This is a genomic window from Janthinobacterium sp. BJB304, assembly GCF_002735765.1.
Lineage (GTDB): Bacteria > Pseudomonadota > Gammaproteobacteria > Burkholderiales > Burkholderiaceae_D > Janthinobacterium.
The window spans coordinates 134,891-158,457 of record NZ_PDZN01000008.1 but is presented as its reverse complement, the minus strand read 5'-3'; the positions used below and the strand labels follow the sequence as shown (position 1 = coordinate 158,457).

The window sequence follows — 23,567 nt, the reverse complement described above, 5'->3', positions numbered from 1 at the left end:
CGAAAACCTGCTTAGAAGCGGTAGCTGGCGCTGATGCGCAGCACTGGATACGCCTTGAAATCCTTGACCTTGTCGGACAGTTTTTCGTTTTCAGCGGCAACGTCCGTTTTCAGGGCGGCACAGACCAGCGGGTCGCAGCCGGTATTGTGCAGCGAGGTTTTCGGCGAACCCTGGAACAATACGCCGATGTCGCTGGAAATGCTCCAGCCGGCCTCTTTCACCGGGTTACCCCAGCCGATGCCGATGTAGGGTGCGACCTTGCGGAAATCGATGGTGCCGTCCAGCTGGCCAGCGCTGGCCGCCGTATAGGTGTTGCCGTTCAATGTGTAGCTGCCGCTTTTGTTCGGCTTGCCTTTGGCATCGATTTTATTGCCGTTGTACACGACGCCGGCGCTGACGCGGAACGCGCCGTCCATGGGGAAGTAGTCGAGCAAGGCGTCGAAGGTGCGCAGCTTGAGTTTCAGCTTGTAGTCGACGTCTTCAGTGCTGGAGTCGTAGGAGTAATTCAGGAAGCCGACGCCAAAACGGGCATTCAGATTCGATTGCAGCGGCACGCTCAGGTGGGCGCCGACGCCGGTCGTACCCAGGTCGGCGGCGATGGCGATTTCTGCCTGGGCTTGGCTTGCGCAGAACATGCCTGCCAGCAGGGCGGCGATCAGGTATTGCTGTTTCATGCTTACTGACTCCAGTCGTTGATCTAATTATGTACGCGATAAATTACCCAATTGAAAATAAAGTTTCTATTGGGTAATTTCAACGAGAATAATAGAGGCTGGATTGTTGCCAAGCAAGACGAAGTGGCAAATGGTGTTACAAGGTGTTGCTTTCCTGCCGCATCAGCTTGCGACGTGGCTTAATTGTGTGCGCTGATGCCGCTGCGGAATTGTTCGAAACCGGCGCGTGCGGCTTTATAGCAATTGCCGGCGGCCGCTTCCAGGCCTTCGCGGTCGAGCACTTCGACCGTGCCGCGGCGGTACTGGATCAGGCCTTCGTCCTGCAGCTTGCGCGCCGTGACGGTGACGCTTTCGCGGCGCACGCCCAGCATGTTGGCCATGGTGTCTTGCGTGACCTTCAGTTCGTTCGACAGGGAACGGTCGAGGCGGTCCAGCAGCCAGCGGCACAGTTTTTGTTCGATGCTGCAATGACGGCCGCCCACCACGTTCTGCGCCATTTGCGCAAACATGGCGCTGGTGTAGCGCATCAGCAATTGCGCCAGCGCGCCGCCTTCATTGAACACTTCGCGCAGGAAGGCGGTTTTCAGGCGGTAGCCGTAGCCTGCCGTCTGTACGATGGCGGTGCAGGTGGCGCGCTCGGCTTCATACAGCACCACGCCAGCCACGCCTTCGCGGCCGATGACGGCGATCTCGGTGGTGGCGCCGTCTTCCATCACATACAGCAGGGAAACGATGGCGTTGGTGGGGAAGTACGTGTATTCAATCTTGCCGCCGCAATCGAACAGGTGCTTGCCGGCAGGCAAAGCGACCAATTCCAGCTGGCAAAACAGGCGCTCCAGATCGGCGCGCGACAAGGCGCGCAGCAATTCGTTCTGTTGGGCGCCCGTGATGCTGATCATGGGTGTGGCCGGAGCGGCTTGCCAGTTGTGCTGGGCGGCTGCGTGGCTATTCGTTGCTGGTGTCAGGTTGCTATAAGCTTTGTACATGGTAGGGCCTCGTTTTCTGATTTTGTTGGATGGCGCTGCTTTTCTGGCTTGCTAGCGTTGTGCTGAATCTTGTATCCACTATAGAACCAGGGGGCAATGACGGGCATCGGATGAGCCGACGTGCTTATGTAGGCTAGGAACATTGCCCCGTGTCATCCAACTCCTACGCCTGCTCTTCACTTTCCCGTTTGGAAACAACCGTGTTTGAACAAAAATGCGGCGCGCTGCCCGCTACACCTGAACTTTGGCCGCATGCCGCGATCAAACCACTCTGCGCTGCAGTGCATCGGTGATAAAATGTTGCCTTGTGGAAATTTAACTGGCGTTTCGGTATGAGCCGCCGCATTACCTGCGCCGTGTTGGTGCGCGCCTGTCTTGTCCCGTTTACCTGTTAATGAAGGAACGCAACGCATGAAATGGTTTTTTGATCTGAAAATTGCCACCAAGCTGATCTTGTCGTTTGGTGCCGTGCTGCTGCTGACGGCAGCGCTGGGCGTGTCGGCGATCTTTTCCATGGCGCGCATCAATACCGCGTCGACGGACCTGTCCGACAACTGGATGCCCAGCGTGCTGGCGGCCATGTCCATGCGCAGCGATGTCAGCGATTTCCGCCGCTGGGAACTGGCGCACATGCTGGCCGCGCAGGATGCCGACATGGCGCAGAACGAAACGCGCATGACGGAAACTCAGGCCAGGCTGAAGGCCGATGCCGACAAATACCGCGGCCTGATTTCCGAACCGGGGGAGAAGGAAGTGTTCGAGCGCTTCCTGGCGCTCAACGATGAATTCATGCGCCTGCATGCAACCATGCTGAGCCTGTCGCGCGAGATGAAAAAGGAAGAGGCGCGCGCGCTGGCCGTGGGACCGTCGGCCCAGGTCATGACAGACATGATGGCGACGCTCGATAAACTGGTGGCGATTAACACGGACGGCGGCGTGCGCTCGAGCGCCAGCGCCGACGCAACCTATGCGGCCTCGCGCGCCAGCCTGATCGCATTGGTGGCGGGCATCGTCATCATCGGCATGCTGCTGGCGCTGTGGGTGGCGCGCAGCGTGGCGCGTCCGCTGATCGAGGCCGTCGGCGTGGCGCGCCGGGTGGCGGCTGGCGACTTGACGGCGCATATCGTTGTGCGATCGCAAGACGAAACGGGACAATTGATGCAAGCCCTGAAAGACATGAATGCCAGCCTGCAAAACCTGGTGGGCCAGGTACGCGGCGGCACCGATACCATCGCCACGGCGTCGAGCCAGATCGCCGCCGGCAACCAGGATTTGTCGTCGCGCACGGAAGAGCAGGCCAGTTCGCTGGAAGAAACGGCTTCGTCGATGGAAGAGCTGACCTCGACCGTGAAGCAGAACGCGGACAATGCGCGCCAGGCCAACACCATGGCGCAGACCTCGTCGAGCATCGCCATCGAAGGCGGCAAGGTGGTCAGCGAAGTGGTGGGCACGATGGCGTCGATCAATGCCTCGTCGCGCAAGATCGTCGACATCATCGCCGTCATCGACGGGATTGCTTTCCAGACCAATATTCTGGCCCTGAATGCGGCCGTCGAGGCAGCGCGCGCAGGCGAGCAGGGGCGCGGCTTTGCCGTCGTCGCCACGGAAGTGCGCAACCTGGCGCAACGCTCGGCCGCGGCGGCCAAGGATATCAAGGTGCTGATCGGCGATTCGGTCGAGAAAGTCGAGGCGGGCTCGAAACTGGTGGACCAGGCGGGCCGCACGATGGATGACATCGTTGCCAGCATCACCCGCGTGACGGACATCATGAGCGAGATCACGGCCGCCAGCAGCGAGCAGAGCGCCGGTATCGAGCAGGTTAACCAGGCCATCGCCCAGATGGACCAGGTGACGCAGCAAAATGCGGCCCTGGTGGAAGAGGCTGCCGCAGCGGCCGAGTCGATGCAGGAGCAGGCCGCCAGCCTGAGCGAGGTGGTCAGTATCTTCAAGCTCGATGCGGCCAGCGCCGCCGCAAACCGGCCGCGTGCGCCTGTCAAGGCTGTCAAGGCGTCGGCAGCCGTGACGCCGGTACCGGCGCCGCGTCAACTGGCCAGTACGGCGCGCCGCGCGGCGCCAGTGGATGAGTGGGAAAGCTTTTAATTGAATTAAGTTAAGCGCGCTTGCGCGGCTTCCTGACGCCCTGGGTGGCGGGCGCGGCAGCGGCTTGCTGGCGCTGTTGCCACGCCCTCAGGGCTGCTTCGTAGGCGGCCAGGTCCTCCTGGTACATTTCCAGTACGCAAAAGGTGCAGCCGCTGTGGCAGCACTCGTCGTTGCCCGGCTTGCTGGGCGGCTGCGGTTGCGGATCGTGGGATAAAGGCGGGGTGGGCATGGTAAGGGCAGGGGACGGCGGAGCTGGCATCGGCGTTGGCATCGGAGCCGGCATGATACGGCATCCCGGAGGTCTATTGCTGGAACGCTTTTTGCTCAAAAATCACGGTTTCCGTGTACAGTTGCGGTGAATTAGGGTATCGTTTACAGCACTGATATTGTATCTTCTGCGCGCGATGTTCCGCCGGCGCGATCTCCGCCGCCATCGCAGCACATCTCTTCGACGCTCCCGCATACGCCATACAGCATGTCCCGGAGCACGGAGGTGCCGCAAGAACAATGATCCATGGCTTGCAAGACGGAGCTGCCTGTGCCCCGAAATGTTGTTTATTGAGAAAGCATGGCTTCCGCAGTGCGGAGGCACACCAGAAAATTTATGTCTGAAACCGAATCGACTCCTACGCCCAGCCCGGCGATTGCCCCTGAAGCGGCGCCCGTCGCCGCTGCGCCTGCACCAGCACCTGCACCTGCACCTGCACCTGCCGCATCCGCTGCTCCCAGCCTGACTTTTGCCGACTTTGGCCTTGCGCCTGAAATCCAGCGCGCCTTGACCGACCAGGGTTACACCCATCCGACACCGATCCAGGAACAAGCGATCCCCGTGGTGCTGCAAGGCCGCGATGTGATGGGCGCCGCGCAAACGGGCACTGGCAAGACGGCCGGTTTTTCCTTGCCGATCATCCAGTTGCTGATGGCGCACGCCAGCAGCAGCATGTCGCCGGCGCGCCACCCGGTACGCGCGCTGATCCTTACGCCGACGCGTGAGCTGGCGGTGCAGGTGGCCGAAAACGTCAAGGCCTACGCCAAGCACACGCCGCTGCGCTCGACCGTCGTCTTCGGCGGCATGGATATGAAGCCGCAAACCGTCGTCCTACGCGGCGGCGTGGAAATCGTCATCGCCACGCCGGGCCGCCTGCTCGACCATATCGAGCAAAAGAACATCAGCCTGAGCCAGGTGCAGATGCTGGTCATGGATGAGGCCGACCGCATGCTTGACATGGGTTTCCTGCCGGACTTGCAGCGCATCATCAACTTGCTGCCGAAACAGCGCCAGAACCTGATGTTCTCGGCCACGTTCTCGCCAGAAATCAAGAAACTGGCCGCCACCTTCCTCAACGATCCGCTGACGATCGAAGTGGCGCGCAGCAACCAGACGGCCGACAAGGTCACGCAAGTGGTCTACAAGGTGACGGAAGACCAGAAGCATGCCCTGGTCGCCCATCTGCTGCGCCAGCGCGACCTGAAGCAGGTCATCGTGTTTTCGAACACCAAGATCGGCGCCTCGCGCCTGGCCCGCGTGCTGGAGCAGGAAGGCATGAGCGCCACGGCGATTCACGGCGACAAGAGCCAGCAGGAACGCATGGCGGCGCTGGAGGCGTTCAAGAAGGGCGAAATCGACGTGCTGGTGGCGACCGACGTGGCGGCGCGCGGCCTGGATATTTCCGACCTGCCTTGCGTCATCAACTTCGACTTGCCGTACAACGCGGAAGACTATGTGCACCGTATCGGCCGCACGGGCCGCGCCGGCGCCTCGGGCGACGCCATTTCGATCTACTCGGATAAGGACGAGCGCTTGCTGGCCGATATCGAGAAACTCATCAAGCAAAGCATCAAGCGCGGCGAATTGACGGGCTTCAACCCGGCTCCCGCCCGCAACAGCGACAGCGAGCGCCGTCCGCCGCGCCGCAGCGAAGGTGGCGAGGCACGCCCCGCGCGCGCGCCCGAGAGCCGCCATGCCGGCGATAGCCGCGACAGCCGCTCCGCCGAGCGCGGTGCGCGTCCCGCTTTTGGTCCCGGCGCACGCCGCGAAAAGGCTGATCCCTGGTTCCTCAAGCCATATGAGCCGGCCAAGGCCGCAGCCCCGGCTGCCGCAAGCATGGCGCCTGCTGCGGCCAAGCCGAAGCAGAAAGTGGCGGCATTGCTGGGTGGTTTGCTGAAGCAGTGAATCCCAGTTGAGAGATGATTGTGCGTTTTGTCGAAAAATCACAATTCTTGCGCCGTGAAATGGCCATGACCACTGCCGCAAATGGCAGTGGTAGGCATGACGTCATGCACGCGAACGGCGCCCTGCAGATGCAGGCGCGCAAGTTGACAGTCCGATGGATAATGCCTCTCTGGCAAAAGACTGCCAGATCGCATGGACATCGGTGACCAAAAAGATATCCTTGTCGATCACGGGGACAGACAGCTGTGCGGCTGCGCGTTCGTCAACGCCCTTGTGCCTGTGACGAAATATGGGATTTACCCGGTGCAGTTGCGTGCCGCCAAGATCCCGACTTGTTCATTCGCAATCCGTGATTATTCGCATGTACACTCTGGCGTTGGGCTGGAAATATCATCTGGAGCGCGCCTTTCTTCGATTCCTGCAACTGGAGTTCGTGGGCTTCGACCATGCCGGTACAAGTGACTCGGACTGCCAAACGGGGCTGGCCAAGCGCGGCTGCGCCGCCCTTTCAAGCAGCGCCAAGGTCACGTGTTGAGGTAAATTATCCTGGAGCAGGAAGATTCCAACCTGCCGCTTAGTTTGCTCAGGTGAGCAAACTAAGCGATAAAGTTGATCCATTCGGCTAGCCGCATGATCAGCTCCCTGCATGATGGGTATAGAGAGTCAGACAGCACGGCCACGGAGATGCGTCCATGCTTTCCGTTATTATCGATTACAGAGCCTTAAATATCAAACTTCGAGCGGTTCTTAATCCACCAAGCGCGTCCTAATACGACGATTATAGATCCAAACAATCCTATTGCAAATGCCCGTAGCAGCGCAGCAGACAGGCGTGTCGAGCGGTGTTCCGGCAAGCTTGGCCCCGCGATAAAGCGACTCTTTTCGAGGTACAGGTTATTTGCCAACTGGTTGTCTATGGTGATTTTGTTGTACACCTCTTGGGTTGTCTTATCCTTTAGATCTTTGGTCTTGAACACCGCTAACTTTACCGACTCCAGTCCGCGCAAGACGGTCTCTCCAGATTTAGTGTTATCCAGCAGAATTTTAGCTTGACCATAATATTCACGCAGCAAAATATTTTTTTGCTGTTCGCGCTTCGTATGGTAGATCAATTCGTCGGTTATCGCTGTATCTACTTCTGTCGTCATTAGTTGCGTGACCGGCGACAAATAGCGTGCATTGTCTTCCGTGACTGAAATCACCTGGCGCGAAGTTTGGTTGGCCGACTCCGGGTAGCGCATCACAATCTGTTTCAGGGCTGCGCTTTTACGTTTATAAAGATCAAGTTTTTCTCTATTTTCAATAATGTCATTATCGAGTTTGGTAATAAGTGCTGTAATTTCGCTATACTTAAAACGCAATACATCGGAATAAATCATATAAGTAATGCTGTCCATTGCGTAGCGCCCCAACAATCCAACCATACGCTGGGCGTTTTCCCCACTTCCTGCCGCATACACAATGCGTAGGCCAATGACATTGTTACCACCATCCTTGGGTTGATCCATTAACTCCTTGGCATCAAGTTTTGTGAATGGGAAAACTGGCTGCATCAGTTTTGAAATTTCTTCCGCAGAAGAAAATACTTTGCGTAGGCCATCTACGCCAGGTGTGGCTTCAAGCTTGTTTTGCTGAATAAATTCGGTAAAGCGTCCGCTAGTACTGAAGAATGCAGCATAACGTTTATAATCGGCTAGCATGATACCAGGAGGAGGCTCTTTGTCTTTCATATTTCTATCCAACGGTATTGGAATTGCTCCGCCGAACTGCAGGAAACCCTCACTTTGATATTTTGCCGCATGTATTCCCTGCCATAAGCCAAGTCCTGATGCAACGACGGTGACGCCAATAATTACCCAGCGCGAGCGCCATAATGGAGGGAATAGATCCATCAGAGGAATTCCAAACTGGTTGCCGTCATTATTTTCTTCGCTGAGCTCATCATATTTTTCCATAATTTTTTACTATCTAAGTCGATGTTGATAAAGGTATTTTTTCTAAAATAATTTTTACTCGTATGGCATACGACTTGGTCGCATCATGTCTATTACTATGTAATATTGAAAGATGTAAGATGCATTTTTATCATCCACTCTAAAAAACATCATCTATTATTTTTACTATTCAGGCGAATGCTACTGCATAAAATAAATGGATTTATCAACAGATATCTATTAGCGTGGTACATTTGGAAAAAATGTAAAACACTCATCAGTTTTCCAGTGCAGGAGAAAATGACGTCAATTGTATGTTAACAGTGCGACGCTCCTTAGTATATCCTTTAATCGCAGTCTGGCAGGATGGCCGCTTGCTTGGTCAAGGCGGTCATCGATACGAATTTGTTTTTTGCCAGCTTCCCGAGAACGTCAAGGTGGCGTGGCTTGACTTCCACTGCTGTTGCTTCCGCACCACTATTAATTCGAATTTTGTAGATGGGGGGATGTTTTTGAGGAATCGCCGGGCAGCGTTAGAGACTTTCTTTGCTCGTACCAGATCAAATCCTCGATTCCGCATTGCGGTGAGTATTCCTGAACGGCACGCAGCAGCAAAGTACGTACAGTCTCGAATTCAAAACGCTCGCAAGCCGCTTCCAAGTCGCTTAAAATAATCTGTAATTCAGCCCAAGGAATTTCAGATTCTTGGGCGCGCATGATAAGGGGATGTTCGGTTCCTTCAACGTTATCGCCAATTAATAATTCTTCATACAGTTTTTCCCCTGGGCGCAAGCCGACGTGGGAAATTTCTATCCCATCTGGCGCGGCTTTGCTTCTGACTTCAAGTCCGCTCAGATGCACCATTCTTTCGGCGAGGTCCATAATTTTGATCGGTTCTCCCATATCGAGGACGAATACATCGCCGCCCGAACCCATTGCGCCGGCTTGCAGTACTAGTTGTGCAGCTTCAGGAATAGTCATGAAATAGCGTGTAATTTCCGGATGGGTCAACGTGATTGGTCCGCCATTCATGATTTGTTTACGGAACAACGGCACCACCGAACCGGATGAACCCAGTACATTGCCAAAACGCACCATGCAGAAGCGCGTTCGATTGCCTTCGCGCGCAAATGCTTGCAAAATCAATTCTGCTAAACGCTTGGTGGTGCCCATCACATTGGTCGGACGTACCGCTTTGTCAGTTGAAATCAGTACAAAACATTTTACTCCTGCATCCACTGCCGCTCGCGCAATGCTTAAAGTGCCGAATACATTATTGCGTACCCCTTCGATCGGATTGTGTTCTACCAGCGGCACATGCTTATAGGCGGCAGCGTGGTAGACCGTTTCAACCGTGAAGGTGCTCATGATGCGTTTGCATTTTTCCGTATCCAGTACAGAACCAAGAAAAGGAATCAGATCCAGTTCAAATCCCTGGCCGCTGTTCAATCCCTTGAGTTCCTGTTTGATGGAATAAAGAGCAAATTCGGACATTTCCAGTAAAATCAGACGCGCCGGTCGCAAACGGATAATCTGCCGGCATAGTTCGGAGCCGATCGAGCCCCCGGCACCCGTTACCATCACGGATTTGCCAGTGATGCAGCTGGCGACCAGCGTCAGATCGGGCGCGACTTGGTCGCGCCCCAGCAAATCTTCGATTTCAATGTCGCGCACATCCTGCAGGCGCAGCTCGCCGCTGACCAGGCTTTCCACCGGCGGCGTCACTTTGACCTTGACCTTGAGCGTTTCCAGCTTGTTCAGGATGTGCTTTTGCCTGCTTTTAGACAGCGACGGCATGGCCAGCAGGACTTCGCTGATCTTCGCCTTGCTGATCAACTCCGGCAGATAGGCTGCGCTATGGACCTTGATACCGCCTATGGTGGCGCCATTTAATTCCGCCATATCGTCGATGAAGGCCACCGGCAGATACTCCTCGCCCGCGCGCAGTGCTTTGGCCAACTGCGAACCAGCTTTTCCCGCGCCGTAAATAGCGACCCGCACCGTTTGCTGGCTGCCATGCGGGTACAGCAGAAAACCACGCGCCAGGAAGCGACTCGCCACCACATAGGTGATCGCGCTGATCCAGTAAATACCAAAGACGCCGCGCGACAGCCCCGACATATGGGTGACCAGGGCCGCCAAGGTGACCAGCATTGCTACTGAAATAGTAACGCCGAGTATGACAACATAAACGATTTTCTGGTCGATGAAGCGGATGACGGCACGGTACAAGCCTAGCCGTATGAAAATAGGAATCGAAATGACCGGTACGGAAATAATCAGCCACAGGTAATGCGTAAACAATGGGGCGCTTGATAAATCGTACCGCAAGAGAATTGCGCAACAAAATGTTAGTGGCAGGAAAATTAAATCTGCCGTCGCCGCTATCAATTGTTTCTGGATACGTGATAAATCAAGAAATGATTTCATTTTTCTATTCAAGCGTAATTGGAGATGAGTGCTATTGAATGGCGAATATTATCTACCGCCAGCACATGATACAGGAATAACAACAACCGCCAATCTAATGGGTCACCCCATCGCGGCGTACGACTTTCATGAATGTCAGTAAGATAATTTTCAAATCCAGCGCCAACGATTGACGTTGCATGTATTCCACGTCGAGTTTGACCTTTTCTGGAATCGGCAATTCGTCGCGGCCGTTAACCTGAGCCCATCCGGTCAGGCCGGGCAGGATTGCGTCCACTCCATTCTGGGTGCGCAGCGCGATCAGGTCGTCCTGGTTGAATAGTGCCGGGCGTGGGCCGACAAAACTCATATTACCGCACAGAATACTCCAAAGCTGGGGTAGTTCATCCAGGCTGGATTTACGTAAAAAAGAGCCGCACGGTGTCAGGAAGCGCTTCGGATCGGCCAGCAAATGGGTCGCCACCGCAGGCGTGTCGGTACGCATGGTACGGAACTTCGGCATGCGGAAGATCTTGTTGTAGCGTCCCACCCGATCCGACCAGTAGATCGCCGGGCCTTTCGATGTCAATTTGACGCACAGCGCCACCAGCACGATAGGGAGCAGCAAAATTAGGCTGGCCAGCAGGGCCAGCAGCAGGTCGAATAGTCGTTTCATGCTTATACTTGTTATTGTTTCAGAAAGTGTGCCACGGTTTTATTGATGGATTCCTGTATATCCAGCACCGGTTTCCAGCCTAGCGTAGCTTTGGTATGGGCGATGTCCACTTGCAGCGAGCCGAGCAGCCGATCCGCCACCGCTTTCTTGCCCAGCAGCGCGGCGCAACGCTGGATCAGCCAGGCCGGCACCGGCATCAGCCATGTGCGCTTGCCCATGCCGCTGGCAAGCATGCGCAACAATTCACCGATGCTGACATCGTGATCGTCCGACACCATGAAGGTCTGGCCCGGCGCAGCGGGATGACGGCAGCACAGGATCAGCAGATCGACCAGATTGTCCAGCGCCACCATGCTGCGCTGGTTATGAATCGCCCCCAGCGGCAGTGGCAGTCCGATTTTGGCCAGTTGCATCAGACGCATGAAATTGGCGCGTACACCGGGCCCGTAGACCAGCGGCGGGCGGACAATCACCAACTCCAATCCGGTGGCCAGCGCCACTTCTTTCAGCGCCAGTTCGGCCTCCAGCTTCGATTGGCCATATGGGTCTTGCGGCGCGCCTGCGTCGAAGGCGGTAAACGGCCGGGTGCCTGTGGCCTCGCCATTGACTTTCACGCTGCTGACGAAGACGAACCGCTTCACGCCATGCTGGGCGGCCTGCCTGGCCAGATGCACGCTGGCAGCCACATTGACGGCGCGGAAAGCGGTCAGCGGATCGTCCGATGTGTCGTTCATGACGTGCACCCGCGCCGCCAGGTGGATCACCGCATCGCAGCCAGCCAGGGCCTGCGACCAGTCGGTCGTGGCGCTCAGTTCGCCAACCGCCAATTGGGCTGGATTGCTTGCCTTGCGTACCGCGGCTGTGCAGGTAATGGAGCGCCGCTCCAGTTCGGCGCACAAGGCCGTACCGACAAAGCCGCTGGCCCCGGTAACGAGGATGTTAGACATGGCTGCTCACTTTATTCTTGGTTGACACGAGATCAGCAAAATGGCCTTCCAGCTTATCGATCAACAGTTTTTTCTCAAATTGTTCTGCATAGCAGCGCTGCGCCGCTGCGCCCATCGCGGCACGTTGCTCTACGCCGGCGTCGGCCATGCGCGCCACGGCATCGGCCAGGCCGGCGGCATCGCCGGCGGCACAGGCATAACCGGCGCCCGACTCGCGAATCACTTCGGCGCCTTCGCCATCGAGCGCGCCGATCAGCGGCAGGCCCGATGAGAGGTAAGTCTGGACCTTGCCCGGAATCGTCATGGCAAAGATCTCGCTGGCCTTCAGTGTCACCAGCAAGGTGTCGGCATGGGCAAAAAACGATGGCATGCGCTCGAGTGCAAAGCGGCCCGGCATCAGCACCTGATCCTGCAAGCCGCGGAGCGCGACCTGCGCCCTGACCCAGTCGGCCATGCGTCCGTCACCGACAATAATCCAGCGAATCTCGCGCCGTTCGCGCAAGCGCTCGGCAGCGTCCAGGATGGTGGGGAAATCTTGCGCATCGCCGATATTGCCGGCGAATAGGACATTAAATGCACCTTCTTTGGACGGCACCTCAAGAGCCGGGATCACCGTTTCTTCATGAAACAATTCTTCCGCCCAACTAGGGAAATAGCGGATTTTCTCGCGTTGCGGACAATACTTTTCTATCCCGCCGATAAACGATTTGGATTGCGCCAAAATCAAGTCGCAGTGGCGATAAATGAAGCGCACCATTACTCCGACCGCATTGAGCACCTTGCGCGATTTCACGACGCCAACGGCGCTTAGCGATTCCGGCCACAAGTCAAGCGCCCAGAACACGATCGGCGTCTTCTTGAACAACTTCAGCACCAGAGCCGGGATGCCGACAGTGATCGGCGATGGCTCGTACACGAAAATCACATCATATTTCTTGCCGATCAGTTTGAGCGGGCCGAGCAAGGAGCCGGATAAAACGAAACTCAGGTAATTGAGCGCCAGGCGCAAGGCTCCCTTGCCGCGCGGCGTCAGCGGTACCCGCACCACCCGGACCGCGCCAAATTGCGTATATTTGGCTCGATTCTCGCTGAAATCCTCGTAAATTTTTCCCTCAGGATAATTCGGCCAGCCCGTCAATACGGTGACTTCATGCCCCCGCTGCTGCAATTCCGTCGCCAGGTCATTGATGCGAAAGTTTTCTGGCCAAAAATACTGGCTAACGATTAATATTTTCACGCTGTCGCTTATCCCGCCTTGTGCCACACTTTACGGTTCACGTAATCGGTATAGCTGTGCAGGATGCGTATCACTTTATCGGACACGTTCGGCGCGCTGTAATCGGCCACCAGCTTCAGATCGCGCGACGCGCCGCGCTGCTGGCTTTCCAGGATCGCCAGACCCTGCAGCACGCGCTCCACTTCCAGGCCGGTCATCATGACCGATGCTTCCTCCATTCCTTCCGGCCGCTCGTGCGCTTCGCGGATATTAAGGGCCGGGAAATTGAGGATGGACGATTCTTCGGTAATCGTACCGCTGTCGGACAGCACGGCTTTCGAACTCGATTGCAGCTTGACGTAATCCTTGAAGCCCAGCGGTTTCAGCAGCCGCACCAGGGGATGGAAGGTGACTGCCTTGGCGTCGACCTTCTTTTGCGTACGCGGATGGGTCGATACGATCACCGGCAACTGGTAGCGTTCTGCCACGGCATTGAGCGCCGCCACCAGCTTGGTGAAATTGATTTCGGAATCGATGTTTTCCTCGCGGTGCGCGCTGACCACGAAATACTGGTTTTCGTTCAGGCCCAGGCGCGCCACGGCGTCCGAAGCGTCTATGCCGTCTTTGTAATGGTGCAGCACTTCATACATCGGGCTGCCGGTCTTGATCACGCGGTCCGGCGGCAAGCCTTCGCGCAGCAGGTATTCGCGCGCGATGCTGCTGTAGGTCAGGTTGATGTCGGCAGTGTGGTCGACGATCTTGCGGTTGGTTTCTTCCGGCACGCGCTGGTCGAAGCAGCGGTTGCCGGCTTCCATATGGAAAATCGGAATCTTGCGGCGCTTGGCGGGAATCGCCGCCAGACAACTGTTGGTGTCGCCCAGGATCAGCAGCGCGTCCGGCTGCACCTGCTCCAGCACGGCATCGACGGCGATGATAATCTTGCCGATGGTTTCGGCGGCATTCGCTCCTGCCGCGTTGAGGAAGTGGTCAGGCTTGCGCACTTCCAGGTCGTGGAAAAAAATCTCGTTGAGTTCGTAATCGTAATTCTGTCCGGTATGTACGAGCACATGCTCGCAATGCTGGTCCAGCTTGGCCAGCACGCGCGACAGACGGATAATTTCAGGCCGCGTGCCAACCACGGTCATGACTTTCAGCTTTTTCATTGTCAAACCTTGTAGGTAATCGTATCGGGATGCTGGCGGTCGAAAATCTCGTTAGCCCACAGCATGACGATCATTTCTTCGTCGCCGATATTGGTAATGTCGTGCGACCAGCCGGGAATGGTTTCCACCACTTCCGGCGACTTGGCGCTGGTGCAATGCTGATGCGTGGCACCGCTATCGATATGGCGGAAGCCGAAACGGGCTTCGCCCTTGATCACCAAGAATTTCTCGGTCTTCGTGTGGTGATAATGGCCGCCACGGGTAATCCCCGGATGCGCCGTAAAAAAGGAAAACTGCCCGGCGTCATGCGTCTTCAGCATTTCCACAAACACGCCGCGCGGATCTTCATGCTTGACCAGCGGATAAGAAAACTGTTCGGGCGTGAAATAGGTGATGAAGGTCGAGTACAGCGCGCGGGTCAAGCCGCCGCCGACAGCCTCGGTAACCAGGTTGGTGCGGCTGTCCTTGAAGATTTGCAATTGCTGCGCCAGCGCGCCGACGCTGATGCGGTACACCGGCTGCACTTCCTGGTACTCGGCCGGCACGGGCGTTTGCTGCATCACGTCCAAAAATGCGGCGATGACGTCGTCGATATACACAAGTTCGATCTGCGCGGCCGGGTCGTTGATTTGCACCGGCAAACCTTGCGCGATATTGTGGCAAAAGGTCGCCACCGCCGAATTGTAATTCGGCCGGCACCATTTGCCGAACACATTCGGCAGGCGGTAGATATATACTGGCGCGCCGCTTGCCGCACTGAAGGCACGCAGCGCATCTTCGGCGCCGCGCTTGCTGCTGCCGTAGGCATTGTCGCGTTGTGCCTGGATAGACGAAGTGTAGATGACGGGCACCGCGCGACCGCTTGCCCGCAGTGCGTCGCACAAGGCCTGGGTCAGGTCGGTGTTGCCTTGGGCGAACTCCGCTTCCGTCTGCGGCCGGTTGATGCCCGCCAGGTGGAAGATGAAGTCGGCCTGCGCCGCCTTTTCGCCCAGTGCCTTCCAGGATTCACCCTTGACGAAGGTCTGCACCTCGATGCCGGCCCGTTCGCGCAAATGAACCATCAGGTTCCTGCCGATGAAGCCCTGGGCTCCGGTGACTAAGACTTTCATGCACTTAACCTTCCGCTACCGCTGCTTCGCCGCGCACGATGGCCTGGATGAAGTCGAGCTTCATTAGCAGCTTCTGCATGCCGTCCTGGTCCAGGCGTTCGGTATTGTGCGAGTTGTAGTCTTCAAATGTGGAAATCTTCTGTTCGCCCTGCTCGACGAATTTTCCGTAATTCAAGTCGCGCAAATCGGGCGGCACGCGGAAATACTCGCCGAGGTCGGTAGCCGCCGCCATTTCCTCACGGCTCAGCAAGGTTTCATACAGTTTTTCGCCGTGCCGGGTACCGATGATATTGACTTCATGATCGGGCTTGTCGAGGATCGCCAGCAGCGCCTGCACCAGCACCTCGACCGTGGCGGCCGGCGCCTTTTGCACGAACATGTCGCCGTTGGTGCCGTGCTCGAAGGCGTACAGCACCAGATCGACCGCGTCTTCCAGCGTCATCATGAAGCGCGTCATGGCCGGATCGGTGATCGTGATCGGCTGGCCGGCCTTGACCTGTTCAACGAACAGCGGGATCACCGAACCGCGCGACGCCATCACATTGCCGTAGCGGGTGCCACAAATGACAGTCTTGGCATCATCCAGGTTGCGCGATTTGGCGACCATGACTTTTTCCATCATGGCCTTGGAAATCCCCATCGCATTGATCGGATAGGCAGCCTTGTCGGTGCTCAGGCAGACCACTCGGCGCACGTTGTTCTGAATGGCGGCTTCGAGCAGATTGTCGGTGCCAAGGATATTGGTTTTCACCGCTTCCATTGGGTGGAATTCGCAGGAGGGCACTTGCTTCAGTGCGGCCGCGTGGAAAATGTAATCCACGCCGCGGGTGGCGTTGAGCACGCTGTCGAAATCGCGCACGTCGCCGATGTAGAACTTCAGCTTGGGGCTGAGGTACTTCTTGCGCATGTCATCCTGCTTTTTCTCATCGCGGCTAAAAATGCGGATTTCACCGATGCCGGTGTCCAAAAAACGTTTTAACACGGCATTCCCGAAAGAACCCGTACCACCGGTAATCAGAAGAACCTTGCCTTCAAACATAATATCTCTTTCCGTTAATCGCATTAACTTGTGATGTTTAAGACTCGCCCAGTGTGTTGCGCACCAACTCGTCGCGTTGCTGCACATTGGGATAATTGATCAGTACTGCCTTGTAAGCGCCCTTGAAGACGAACAGGCTGCCGGCAGAGGCGCCGACCACGCCGCAAGCGCGGATCAGTTGCGCGACGTCGTCGAGTGAACCGGCGCCGCCCAGGATGGTGATCGGCAGTTTCACGGCGGCGCGTATCTTTTCAGCCAGCGCCAGATCGTAGCCTTTCATCTGGCCATCGTTTTCAATCGAATTGATAACGATCTCGCCTGCGCCCAGCGCCTCGGCCTTTTGCGCTACTTCCACCGCGTTCAGCTTGGTATTCTTGCGACCGTTGTGCAGGAATACATCGTATTCCTTGCTCAGCATGCGTTTCTTGACGTCCAGCACCACGACCACGCTCTGACTGCCGATTTCATCGGCGATCTGGCGGATCAGTTCCGGATTTTCAATCGCCGCCGCACTGATGGCGATTTTTTCCACGCCCAGGCTGATGATGCGCTTTGCCTGCGCCACGGTGCGGATGCCGCCGCCGTAGCACAGCGGCATGCGGCACTCGGCCGCCAGGTCGGCAATGAGTTTATAGTCCGGTTCGACGCCGTTGACTGTGGCATCGATGTCGAGCACGATCAGTTCGTCGCTTTCCTTTTCATTGAAAATCTTGACGGCATTGATCGGGTCGCCCACGTATTTCGGATTCTTGAACGACACCGTCTTGACCAGGCCTTCTTCATGCACCAGCAGACAGGGGATGATTCTCGGTCTCAGCATTTACAGCTCCGCAAAGTTTTTCAGAAGCAAGGCACCATAGTGGTGGCTCTTCTCGGGATGGAATTGCACCCCGTAGACATTGCCGGAGCGAACCGCACAAGCGAAATTGAGGCCGTAGGTCGAACTCGCCATCACGCTCTCAGGCTGCGCACACTCGAAAAAGAACGAATGCAGGAAATAAAAACGCGCATCGTTCTCCAGGCCGGCGAACAGCGCGTGCGGCACGACGGGGGCGACATCGTTCCAACCCATGTGCGGGGTCGGCAACTGGGCCGACAGCGCTTCGCCCTTGAAGGCGCGCACCTGGCCCGGCACCCAGCCCAGGCCCGACAGCTTGCCTTCATCGCTGCCTTCGGCCAGGATTTGCATGCCGACGCAAATCCCGAGCACCGGCACCTGCTCGTCGCGCACCAGGGTTTCCAGGGTGCCGCGCATGCCTGAGGCGTCGAGCAATTCCATCGCATGGTCGAATGCGCCCACGCCCGGCAAGATGATTTTGCTGGCGCCTTCCAGCTCGGCCGCAGTTTTCACCGCCATCGCCGGAATATTCATGCGCTTGTACATATTCGAAAAAGCGCTAATATTGCCGAGGCCGTAATCGACAATCTTGATCATCGGATGATCGCCTTCTGGAAGCCGATCAGGCGCAATGCCTTGGTGATGAAATTGAGTAGAGACATGCTGGACTTATAATCCGAGTAACTCTTGTTCTCGCCATGCATCAAGGCTTTCAATTCATCGATTGTCAGCCCCAGCTTGGTAGCAATGTATTCGAAATCCTGGGCCACGGTCGCCTCGTCGTAAGCCTTGATGGCGATCTTGTCGAGCGCTTCCTGGCGGCTCAGTTGACCGGTCAGTATCAAGCTGGAGAAGTGGGCGCGGCGCTTGTCGAAGCCAAATTTGGTCGGCAGCCAATAACCTTCATAAAATCGGGTAAAACGCGATTCATAGTGTTTGTGTGCATACTTTTGCCAGCCATAGGTGTCAACCAGCAATTGCATTGCCTCCTCCTTAATGAAAGGCACGCAATTAAGCGGCTTGACGACTTTGACACCCTTCACGAAACGGTAGTAGATCTTGTACTTGAAAATGTCGCACAGCGGAAAGGTTTTCAGCTTGCGCTTGCCGAAGCGGCTATGGATATCTTTCAACTGGGTCAGGTCGGACGCATGGTAGTGCCACTCCAGGGGCTCGCGCACGCATTCGGTGGAATAGTTGGCGCCCGTCAGGATGTACTTGACCCCGTTTTTGGCGGCGAAATTGTACAGCGACGCAAAAAAAGCGTGATCTTGCGGCGTGTCGATATGCGGCACTTGGGCCTTGAAAAAGGCCAGTTGTAAATCCTGCATTTCCTGCCAGTTCACGACTTCGGTATGCAGGTCGAAACCGAGGCCGTCCACCATTTTCTCGATATTGTTGACTGCTTGCTGCGAGTTCCAGCCGGCATCGACGTGGAACAGTAAGGGGCGCAAGCCATGTTGTTTGGCCAGATAGGCCACGTAAGAACTGTCGACGCCACCGCTCAGGCCGATAATGCAATCGTGCGGCTTGCCAGCACCATCACGTTTGATGCGCTCGACGTCTGCCAGCAATTGCTGGTGGCCGCGCTCGTCCGGATGCCAGTTTGGAACGATATTAGCATGATAATTGTTGCAGTAATCACACCAACCTTTTTCATCGAAAGTAATGTTCGAATCCGAGGTGTCCATGATGCAATTGCTGCAGATAGCATAGTCACGCTTAGTTTGCATTGATTGATCCATGAGAAATAATTGTCAAAATTGAAAATTGCAAAGATAATGTACGGTCTGATAAAATTTTAAGATTTCAGCAAAGCTAACTATTATACAGGAATACCTCCCCCTTCAAACGCGGGAGGCGCATTTTTTGAGGCAAAATACAGAGAATCTACCTTATTTTTAATAAATTAAAGGCATTATTACTCTCTGTTTCATTTGGCCTGTATTCTCGGATAATTTGAAAATATAACTGGCGCACCACAACTCGCGGCGCCTGAGTCAAATTCCGGGGCGGGTGCCGACCGCGTGCATCCCCCTTGCTTCGAAGGGCCGGGTGCTCTTTGCCGGCGCCGGCAAGTCTTTTGAGGCGCGATGGCTGGCTGTCCGTTTTGCTTATCACTTAGATTATATCTGTTGTCCAAGCCTGTCAGCCATTCTTGCTAGTACTGTGTGGGTCATGGCGATTTTTTGCCGAGACTGGCCGTGCCTGCGGTATCTTTTCCGACATGTGGTGATCGCAATCGGCTGCCGTCGCTTATGCTGGCGGAAAGTGCGCCATGCAGCGGCATCATAGACCAGTCCCTGTCTGCTTCGAGCATTCTGCTGCAGGCCTGGGCAACTGTCTGCGCTGAGTTTGAAAGGGTGGGTGCGCGCATGCAACTTGCGGCACCTTGCCCACCTTGATGGTGCGGTAGTTTTGAGCGCTTTGTGTCAGGGAAGTGTTACAAATAATTACATAATAGGTGTGGCGTATTGGCCTCAATTTTATCCTCGTGCATGCGCCAGGTATGCGAATATCTGCTGGTGTCATGGTTCCCTGTTGTTAATGGGCGTATCGCCTGAGCCAAGCTATTCCTGCTATCGACCAGATCGCGAGCGCCTGGACTCTGACCGAGACTGGTGGCGGCATGAGGGTTTGGCCCGGTCGGCCGACTTGTCGCGTGGCGGCACGCTGCCCAGACAGCAAGGAAGCAGCCGGCTAAGCGCAAGTTCGGGCGCAGGGGCGCCTCATCATGATCCTCGGATTGATTGCGAAGTGGCAACTGAAAATGATCAGCAAGTGGCAGGCATGAGCCTGATACTCTGGTCAGCACATAATTCGGTCGCCGCAACGAAGGTCGAGCCTGGTATTGCCCACTGTGCTTGCTTTTAAGCGAGTTGGCTGCGCGCCCGCTTACTCGCTTGTCGCAATCGGCTTTCACGGTAGCTAGGTGCTAAAATGGCGCTGCTGCGCAAAGGCTCCGTGTTATACTGGCGCCAGTGTAATGGCAATACTGGTTTTTTGTAAACGAGGGTTGGTATTTATTAAATCCCTGTTGCGTTAGAAGCAGCATTGATCTTGATTCTAAAAAAAATGTCACATTAGCAATTCTGATGAATCCGATTTCAATAAAAATACTGCGCAACGTGTTTCTTTATTTTTGCGATTTATAAAAAAGTATTTAACATTGATGAAATTCATTCGAAATCCAGGCTGCTGCCTGCCTGATCTTGTGGTAGACCTTTTTGTGGCATTTCCGGGCGATCTTTCGGGAGTGCACATATGAAAACGCTGGCGTTGATACCTGCGCGTGGCGGTTCAAAAGGAATTCCTCGCAAAAATATTAATATGATCGCCGGCAAACCCCTGATTGCCTGGACGATCGAGGCTGCGCTGGCGTCCACTCTGCTCGATGGCGTAGTGGTAAGCACGGATAATGCTGAAATCGCAGAAGTGGCGCTGCGCTACGGCGCCCAAGTACCGTTTCTGCGTCCGGCCGAATTGGCCCGTGACGAGACTCCTGGCGTGGAGCCTGTGCTCCACGCGCTGCAGCAATTGCCGGACTATGATGCGGTGCTGCTGCTGCAGCCGACATCTCCCTTGCGCAGCAGTGCCGACATCGATGCCTGCGTTGCTTTGGCGCGCGAGCGGGAAGCCGTTTCGGTGGTGTCAGTCAGCGAACCCGATGCACATCCTGACTGGATGTACCGAATGACGGCAACGCAGCAACTGGAAAAGTTGTTGGCTTCCCAATCGCACACTCGACGCCAGGATCTGCCGACTGTATTGACGCTGAACGGTGCTTTATACTTCGCCAATGCCGACTGGTTGCGGAGCAGCCGCACCCTGCTTGCCGAGGAAACGCTGGCTTATGTCATGCCAGCGGACCGTTCGGTCGATATCGATACCCCCCTGGACTGGAAATTCGCCGAATTATTGTTGAACGAAAAAATATGAAAAAAAAGATATTAATTACTGGCGCCGATGGTTTTATCGGCTCCCACCTGACTGAGGCTCTGGTACGCGCGGGCTATGATGTGCGTGCCTTTGTTTTGTACAATTCATTCAATTCCTGGGGATGGCTGGACCGCTGTTCGGCCGACGTCAAGGGCAAGTTTGAAGTGTTTGCCGGCGATGTGCGCGACCCGAACGGCGTGCGTACCGCGATGAAGGGATGCGATGCCGTATTGCATTTGGCTGCGCTGATTGCAATTCCATATTCCTACCATTCGCCCGATACTTATGTCGATACGAATATCAAGGGTACGCTGAACATCGTCCAGGCCGCGCGCGACCTGGGCATCGGCAAGGTGGTGCAAACCTCGACCAGTGAAGTGTATGGTACGGCGCGGTTCGTGCCGATCACCGAAGAGCACCCTTTGCAGGGCCAATCGCCATATTCTGCAAGCAAGATCGGCGCGGACCAGATCGCGATGTCCTTCCACGCCTCCTTTGGTACCCCGGTTACTCTGTTGCGTCCATTTAATACCTACGGCCCGCGCCAGTCGGCCCGCGCGGTGATACCGACAATTATTACCCAGATCGCGGCAGGCATGCGCGAGATCAAACTTGGCGCGGTGCACCCGACGCGCGATTTCAGTTATGTCGCCGACACCGTTGCCGGTTTCATCGCCGCCATGGAGTCCGAGCGCGGCATAGGCGAAGTGATCAATTTGGGCAGTAATTTCGAGATTTCGATCGGCGACACCGCGCACGCGATCGCCGAGGCAATGGGCGTGGAAATTTCAGTTGTCACCGATGACCAGCGTCTGCGTCCGGAAAAGAGCGAGGTCGAGCGGTTGTGGGCCGCCAACGGCAAGGCGCGTGACTTGCTCGGCTGGCAACCGCAATACGGCGGCCGCGACGGTTTCATCCGCGGTCTGCAAGAAACCGTTGCCTGGTTCAGCGATCCCGCCAATCTGGCCAGTTACAAAGCCGACATTTACAACGTATGAACGATACCTCTTTCCAACTCTCCCTGCCGCTGCAAGTGGTCGCCGCCATCCGCTCGGTGGTCGGCGAGGGACCTGCAGCCCTGCACGAACCGCGTTTCCGTGGCAATGAGTGGAATTACCTGAAAGAATGCCTGGACTCCACTTTCGTCTCGTCGGTGGGTAAATTCGTCGATCGCTTTGAGCAGCAGTTGGCCGAATTCACCGGCGCCGCGCGGGCCGTGGCCGTGGTCAACGGCACCGCTGCTTTGCATGTCGCGCTGCGCATGGCCGGCGTCGAGCCGGGCGACGAAGTGTTGTTGCCGGCATTGACCTTCATCGCTACCGCGAATGCCGTCAGCTATTGCGGGGCGACGCCGCATTTTGTCGATAGCGAAGAAACTTCTCTGGGCATGGATGCGCAAGCCTTGCGCGAGTATTTGAATGGCAGCACCGAAATGCGCGGTGGTCAGTGCATCAACCGTCAGACCGGCCGCGTCATCCGCGCCATGGTGCCGATGCATACCTTTGGCCACCCGGTCGATATCGACGCCTTGCTCGGCGTGGCCCATGATTTTCATCTGCAAGTGATCGAAGACGCGGCCGAATCGCTGGGCAGCACTATCGGCGGACGTCATACTGGCACTTTTGGCGTGATGGGGACGCTCAGCTTCAACGGCAATAAAACCATTACCACTGGCGGCGGCGGGGCGATCCTCACCAACGATCCGGAATTGGGTGCCCGGCTCAAGCACATCACCACCACGGCAAAGATCCCGCACCGCTGGAATTTCCTGCATGATGAAATTGGCTACAATTATCGTTTGCCTAACATTAATGCCGCACTCGGTTGCGCCCAGCTTGAACAATTGCCTGGTTTCCTTTTGAGCAAACGGCAATTGTTTGACCGTTACGCGGCCGCGTTCGCAGGTGTGGAGGGCATGCATATGGTGGCGGAACCGGCCGGCCGGCACAGCAATTATTGGTTGCAGACCCTGGCGCTCGACGAAGCGCATGCCAGCTATCGCGACGAAATTCTCAGCGCCACCAATGATGCCGGCCTGATGACGCGGCCAGTATGGCATTTGATGCATCGCCTGCAACCCTACAGCTGCGCGCCGTGCGCGCCAGTGCCCGTGGCGGAATCGCTCGAACGTCGCCTGCTTAATTTACCGAGCAGTGCAGGCCTGTAAATATTCTCATTGTATGTTGGCCTGGAGTGATTTTTTTTGATGGAAATAAAATAGTTACTTCAGGCGGAGGCGGTGCTTTAGTGGCAAATGATATTAAGCTTGTAAAAGAGCTAAATATGCACCTTGTCAGAAGGAAGAACAGGCCAATGCATTGTTCTTAGAAAAGCGAATTGTAAAAACATCAAGCAACATTATTG

Annotated in this window: 19 protein-coding genes; 5 read left to right on the top strand and 14 right to left on the bottom strand. The window is 56.0% G+C overall.

Annotated features, from left to right (window positions below; genetic code table 11):
* Positions 1-11: 11 nt before the first annotated feature.
* Entirely contained in the window at positions 12-674 is a 663-nt protein-coding gene (locus CSQ95_RS11755; protein ID WP_175444717.1) for a hypothetical protein, read from the bottom strand.
* 179 nt (positions 675-853) lie between these two features.
* Entirely contained in the window at positions 854-1,573 is a 720-nt protein-coding gene (locus tag CSQ95_RS11750) for a Crp/Fnr family transcriptional regulator (protein ID WP_035828139.1), read from the bottom strand.
* 498 nt (positions 1,574-2,071) lie between these two features.
* Here CSQ95_RS11750 and CSQ95_RS11745 point away from each other — a divergent pair, with 498 nt between their 5' ends.
* Positions 2,072-3,760 carry a methyl-accepting chemotaxis protein gene (locus CSQ95_RS11745; protein WP_099409643.1) on the top strand — a complete coding sequence of 563 codons (1,689 nt, stop codon included), beginning with the start codon at positions 2,072-2,074 and terminating at the stop codon, positions 3,758-3,760.
* Positions 3,761-3,770: 10 nt separating this feature from the next.
* Here the strand turns inward: CSQ95_RS11745 and CSQ95_RS11740 are convergent, their stop codons facing one another.
* Positions 3,771-3,989, bottom strand: coding sequence for an oxidoreductase-like domain-containing protein (locus CSQ95_RS11740; RefSeq protein ID WP_099409642.1), 219 nt, complete (start codon positions 3,987-3,989; stop codon positions 3,771-3,773).
* A gap of 375 nt (positions 3,990-4,364) precedes the next feature.
* On the opposite strand from CSQ95_RS11740, the gene CSQ95_RS11735 reads away from it, so the two are divergent.
* Positions 4,365-5,933 carry a DEAD/DEAH box helicase gene (locus CSQ95_RS11735; protein ID WP_099409641.1) on the top strand — a complete coding sequence of 523 codons (1,569 nt, stop codon included), beginning with the start codon at positions 4,365-4,367 and terminating at the stop codon, positions 5,931-5,933.
* A 722-nt stretch (positions 5,934-6,655) separates the two neighbouring features.
* On the opposite strand, the gene CSQ95_RS11730 is transcribed toward CSQ95_RS11735, so the two are convergent.
* The 11 genes from CSQ95_RS11730 to CSQ95_RS11680 form a co-directional block, all read right to left on the bottom strand.
* A complete protein-coding gene (locus tag CSQ95_RS11730; protein WP_099409640.1) occupies positions 6,656-7,888 on the bottom strand; it encodes a lipopolysaccharide biosynthesis protein in 1,233 nt (410 codons plus the stop codon).
* Positions 7,889-8,347: 459 nt separating this feature from the next.
* The gene (locus CSQ95_RS11725; RefSeq protein ID WP_099409639.1) at positions 8,348-10,297 is read right to left on the bottom strand and encodes a nucleoside-diphosphate sugar epimerase/dehydratase; all 1,950 of its coding nucleotides are present in this window, start codon (positions 10,295-10,297) and stop codon (positions 8,348-8,350) included.
* A 94-nt stretch (positions 10,298-10,391) separates the two neighbouring features.
* On the bottom strand, positions 10,392-10,952 hold the full coding sequence (locus tag CSQ95_RS11720; RefSeq protein ID WP_099409638.1) for a sugar transferase: 561 nt from the start codon (positions 10,950-10,952) through the stop codon (positions 10,392-10,394).
* Positions 10,953-10,963: 11 nt separating this feature from the next.
* Positions 10,964-11,899: an SDR family oxidoreductase gene (locus tag CSQ95_RS11715; protein WP_099409637.1), complete on the bottom strand. Its 936-nt coding sequence runs from the start codon at positions 11,897-11,899 to the stop codon at positions 10,964-10,966.
* A complete protein-coding gene (locus CSQ95_RS11710) occupies positions 11,892-13,136 on the bottom strand; it encodes a glycosyltransferase family 4 protein (RefSeq protein ID WP_099409636.1) in 1,245 nt (414 codons plus the stop codon). Before CSQ95_RS11710 ends, CSQ95_RS11715 begins: the two co-directional genes overlap by 8 nt.
* Before the next feature lie 8 nt (positions 13,137-13,144).
* A complete protein-coding gene (wecB, locus tag CSQ95_RS11705; protein ID WP_086138459.1) occupies positions 13,145-14,278 on the bottom strand; it encodes a non-hydrolyzing UDP-N-acetylglucosamine 2-epimerase in 1,134 nt (377 codons plus the stop codon).
* Positions 14,279-14,280: 2 nt separating this feature from the next.
* A complete protein-coding gene (locus CSQ95_RS11700; RefSeq protein ID WP_086138458.1) occupies positions 14,281-15,387 on the bottom strand; it encodes an NAD-dependent epimerase/dehydratase family protein in 1,107 nt (368 codons plus the stop codon).
* Between the two features lie 4 nt (positions 15,388-15,391).
* On the bottom strand, positions 15,392-16,426 hold the full coding sequence (locus CSQ95_RS11695) for a polysaccharide biosynthesis protein (protein WP_086138457.1): 1,035 nt from the start codon (positions 16,424-16,426) through the stop codon (positions 15,392-15,394).
* 37 nt (positions 16,427-16,463) lie between these two features.
* A complete protein-coding gene (locus CSQ95_RS11690; RefSeq protein ID WP_086138456.1) occupies positions 16,464-17,246 on the bottom strand; it encodes an AglZ/HisF2 family acetamidino modification protein in 783 nt (260 codons plus the stop codon).
* On the bottom strand, positions 17,247-17,861 hold the full coding sequence (gene hisH, locus CSQ95_RS11685; RefSeq protein ID WP_086138455.1) for an imidazole glycerol phosphate synthase subunit HisH: 615 nt from the start codon (positions 17,859-17,861) through the stop codon (positions 17,247-17,249).
* A complete protein-coding gene (locus CSQ95_RS11680; protein ID WP_086138454.1) occupies positions 17,858-18,997 on the bottom strand; it encodes an N-acetyl sugar amidotransferase in 1,140 nt (379 codons plus the stop codon). Before CSQ95_RS11680 ends, hisH begins: the two co-directional genes overlap by 4 nt.
* 1,531 nt (positions 18,998-20,528) lie before the next feature.
* On the opposite strand from CSQ95_RS11680, the gene CSQ95_RS11675 reads away from it, so the two are divergent.
* Genes CSQ95_RS11675 through CSQ95_RS11665 form a run of 3 tightly spaced genes read left to right on the top strand, consistent with a single transcriptional unit; the run spans position 20,529 to position 23,370 of the window.
* Positions 20,529-21,203 carry a cytidylyltransferase domain-containing protein gene (locus CSQ95_RS11675; RefSeq protein ID WP_099409635.1) on the top strand — a complete coding sequence of 225 codons (675 nt, stop codon included), beginning with the start codon at positions 20,529-20,531 and terminating at the stop codon, positions 21,201-21,203.
* Entirely contained in the window at positions 21,200-22,201 is a 1,002-nt protein-coding gene (locus CSQ95_RS11670; protein WP_086138452.1) for an NAD-dependent 4,6-dehydratase LegB, read from the top strand. Before CSQ95_RS11675 ends, CSQ95_RS11670 begins: the two co-directional genes overlap by 4 nt.
* Positions 22,198-23,370 (top strand): LegC family aminotransferase, encoded by a 1,173-nt coding sequence (locus CSQ95_RS11665; RefSeq protein WP_099409634.1) that lies wholly within the window; start codon positions 22,198-22,200, stop codon positions 23,368-23,370. The genes CSQ95_RS11670 and CSQ95_RS11665 overlap by 4 nt, the downstream gene beginning before the upstream one ends.
* Positions 23,371-23,567: the final 197 nt, after the last annotated feature.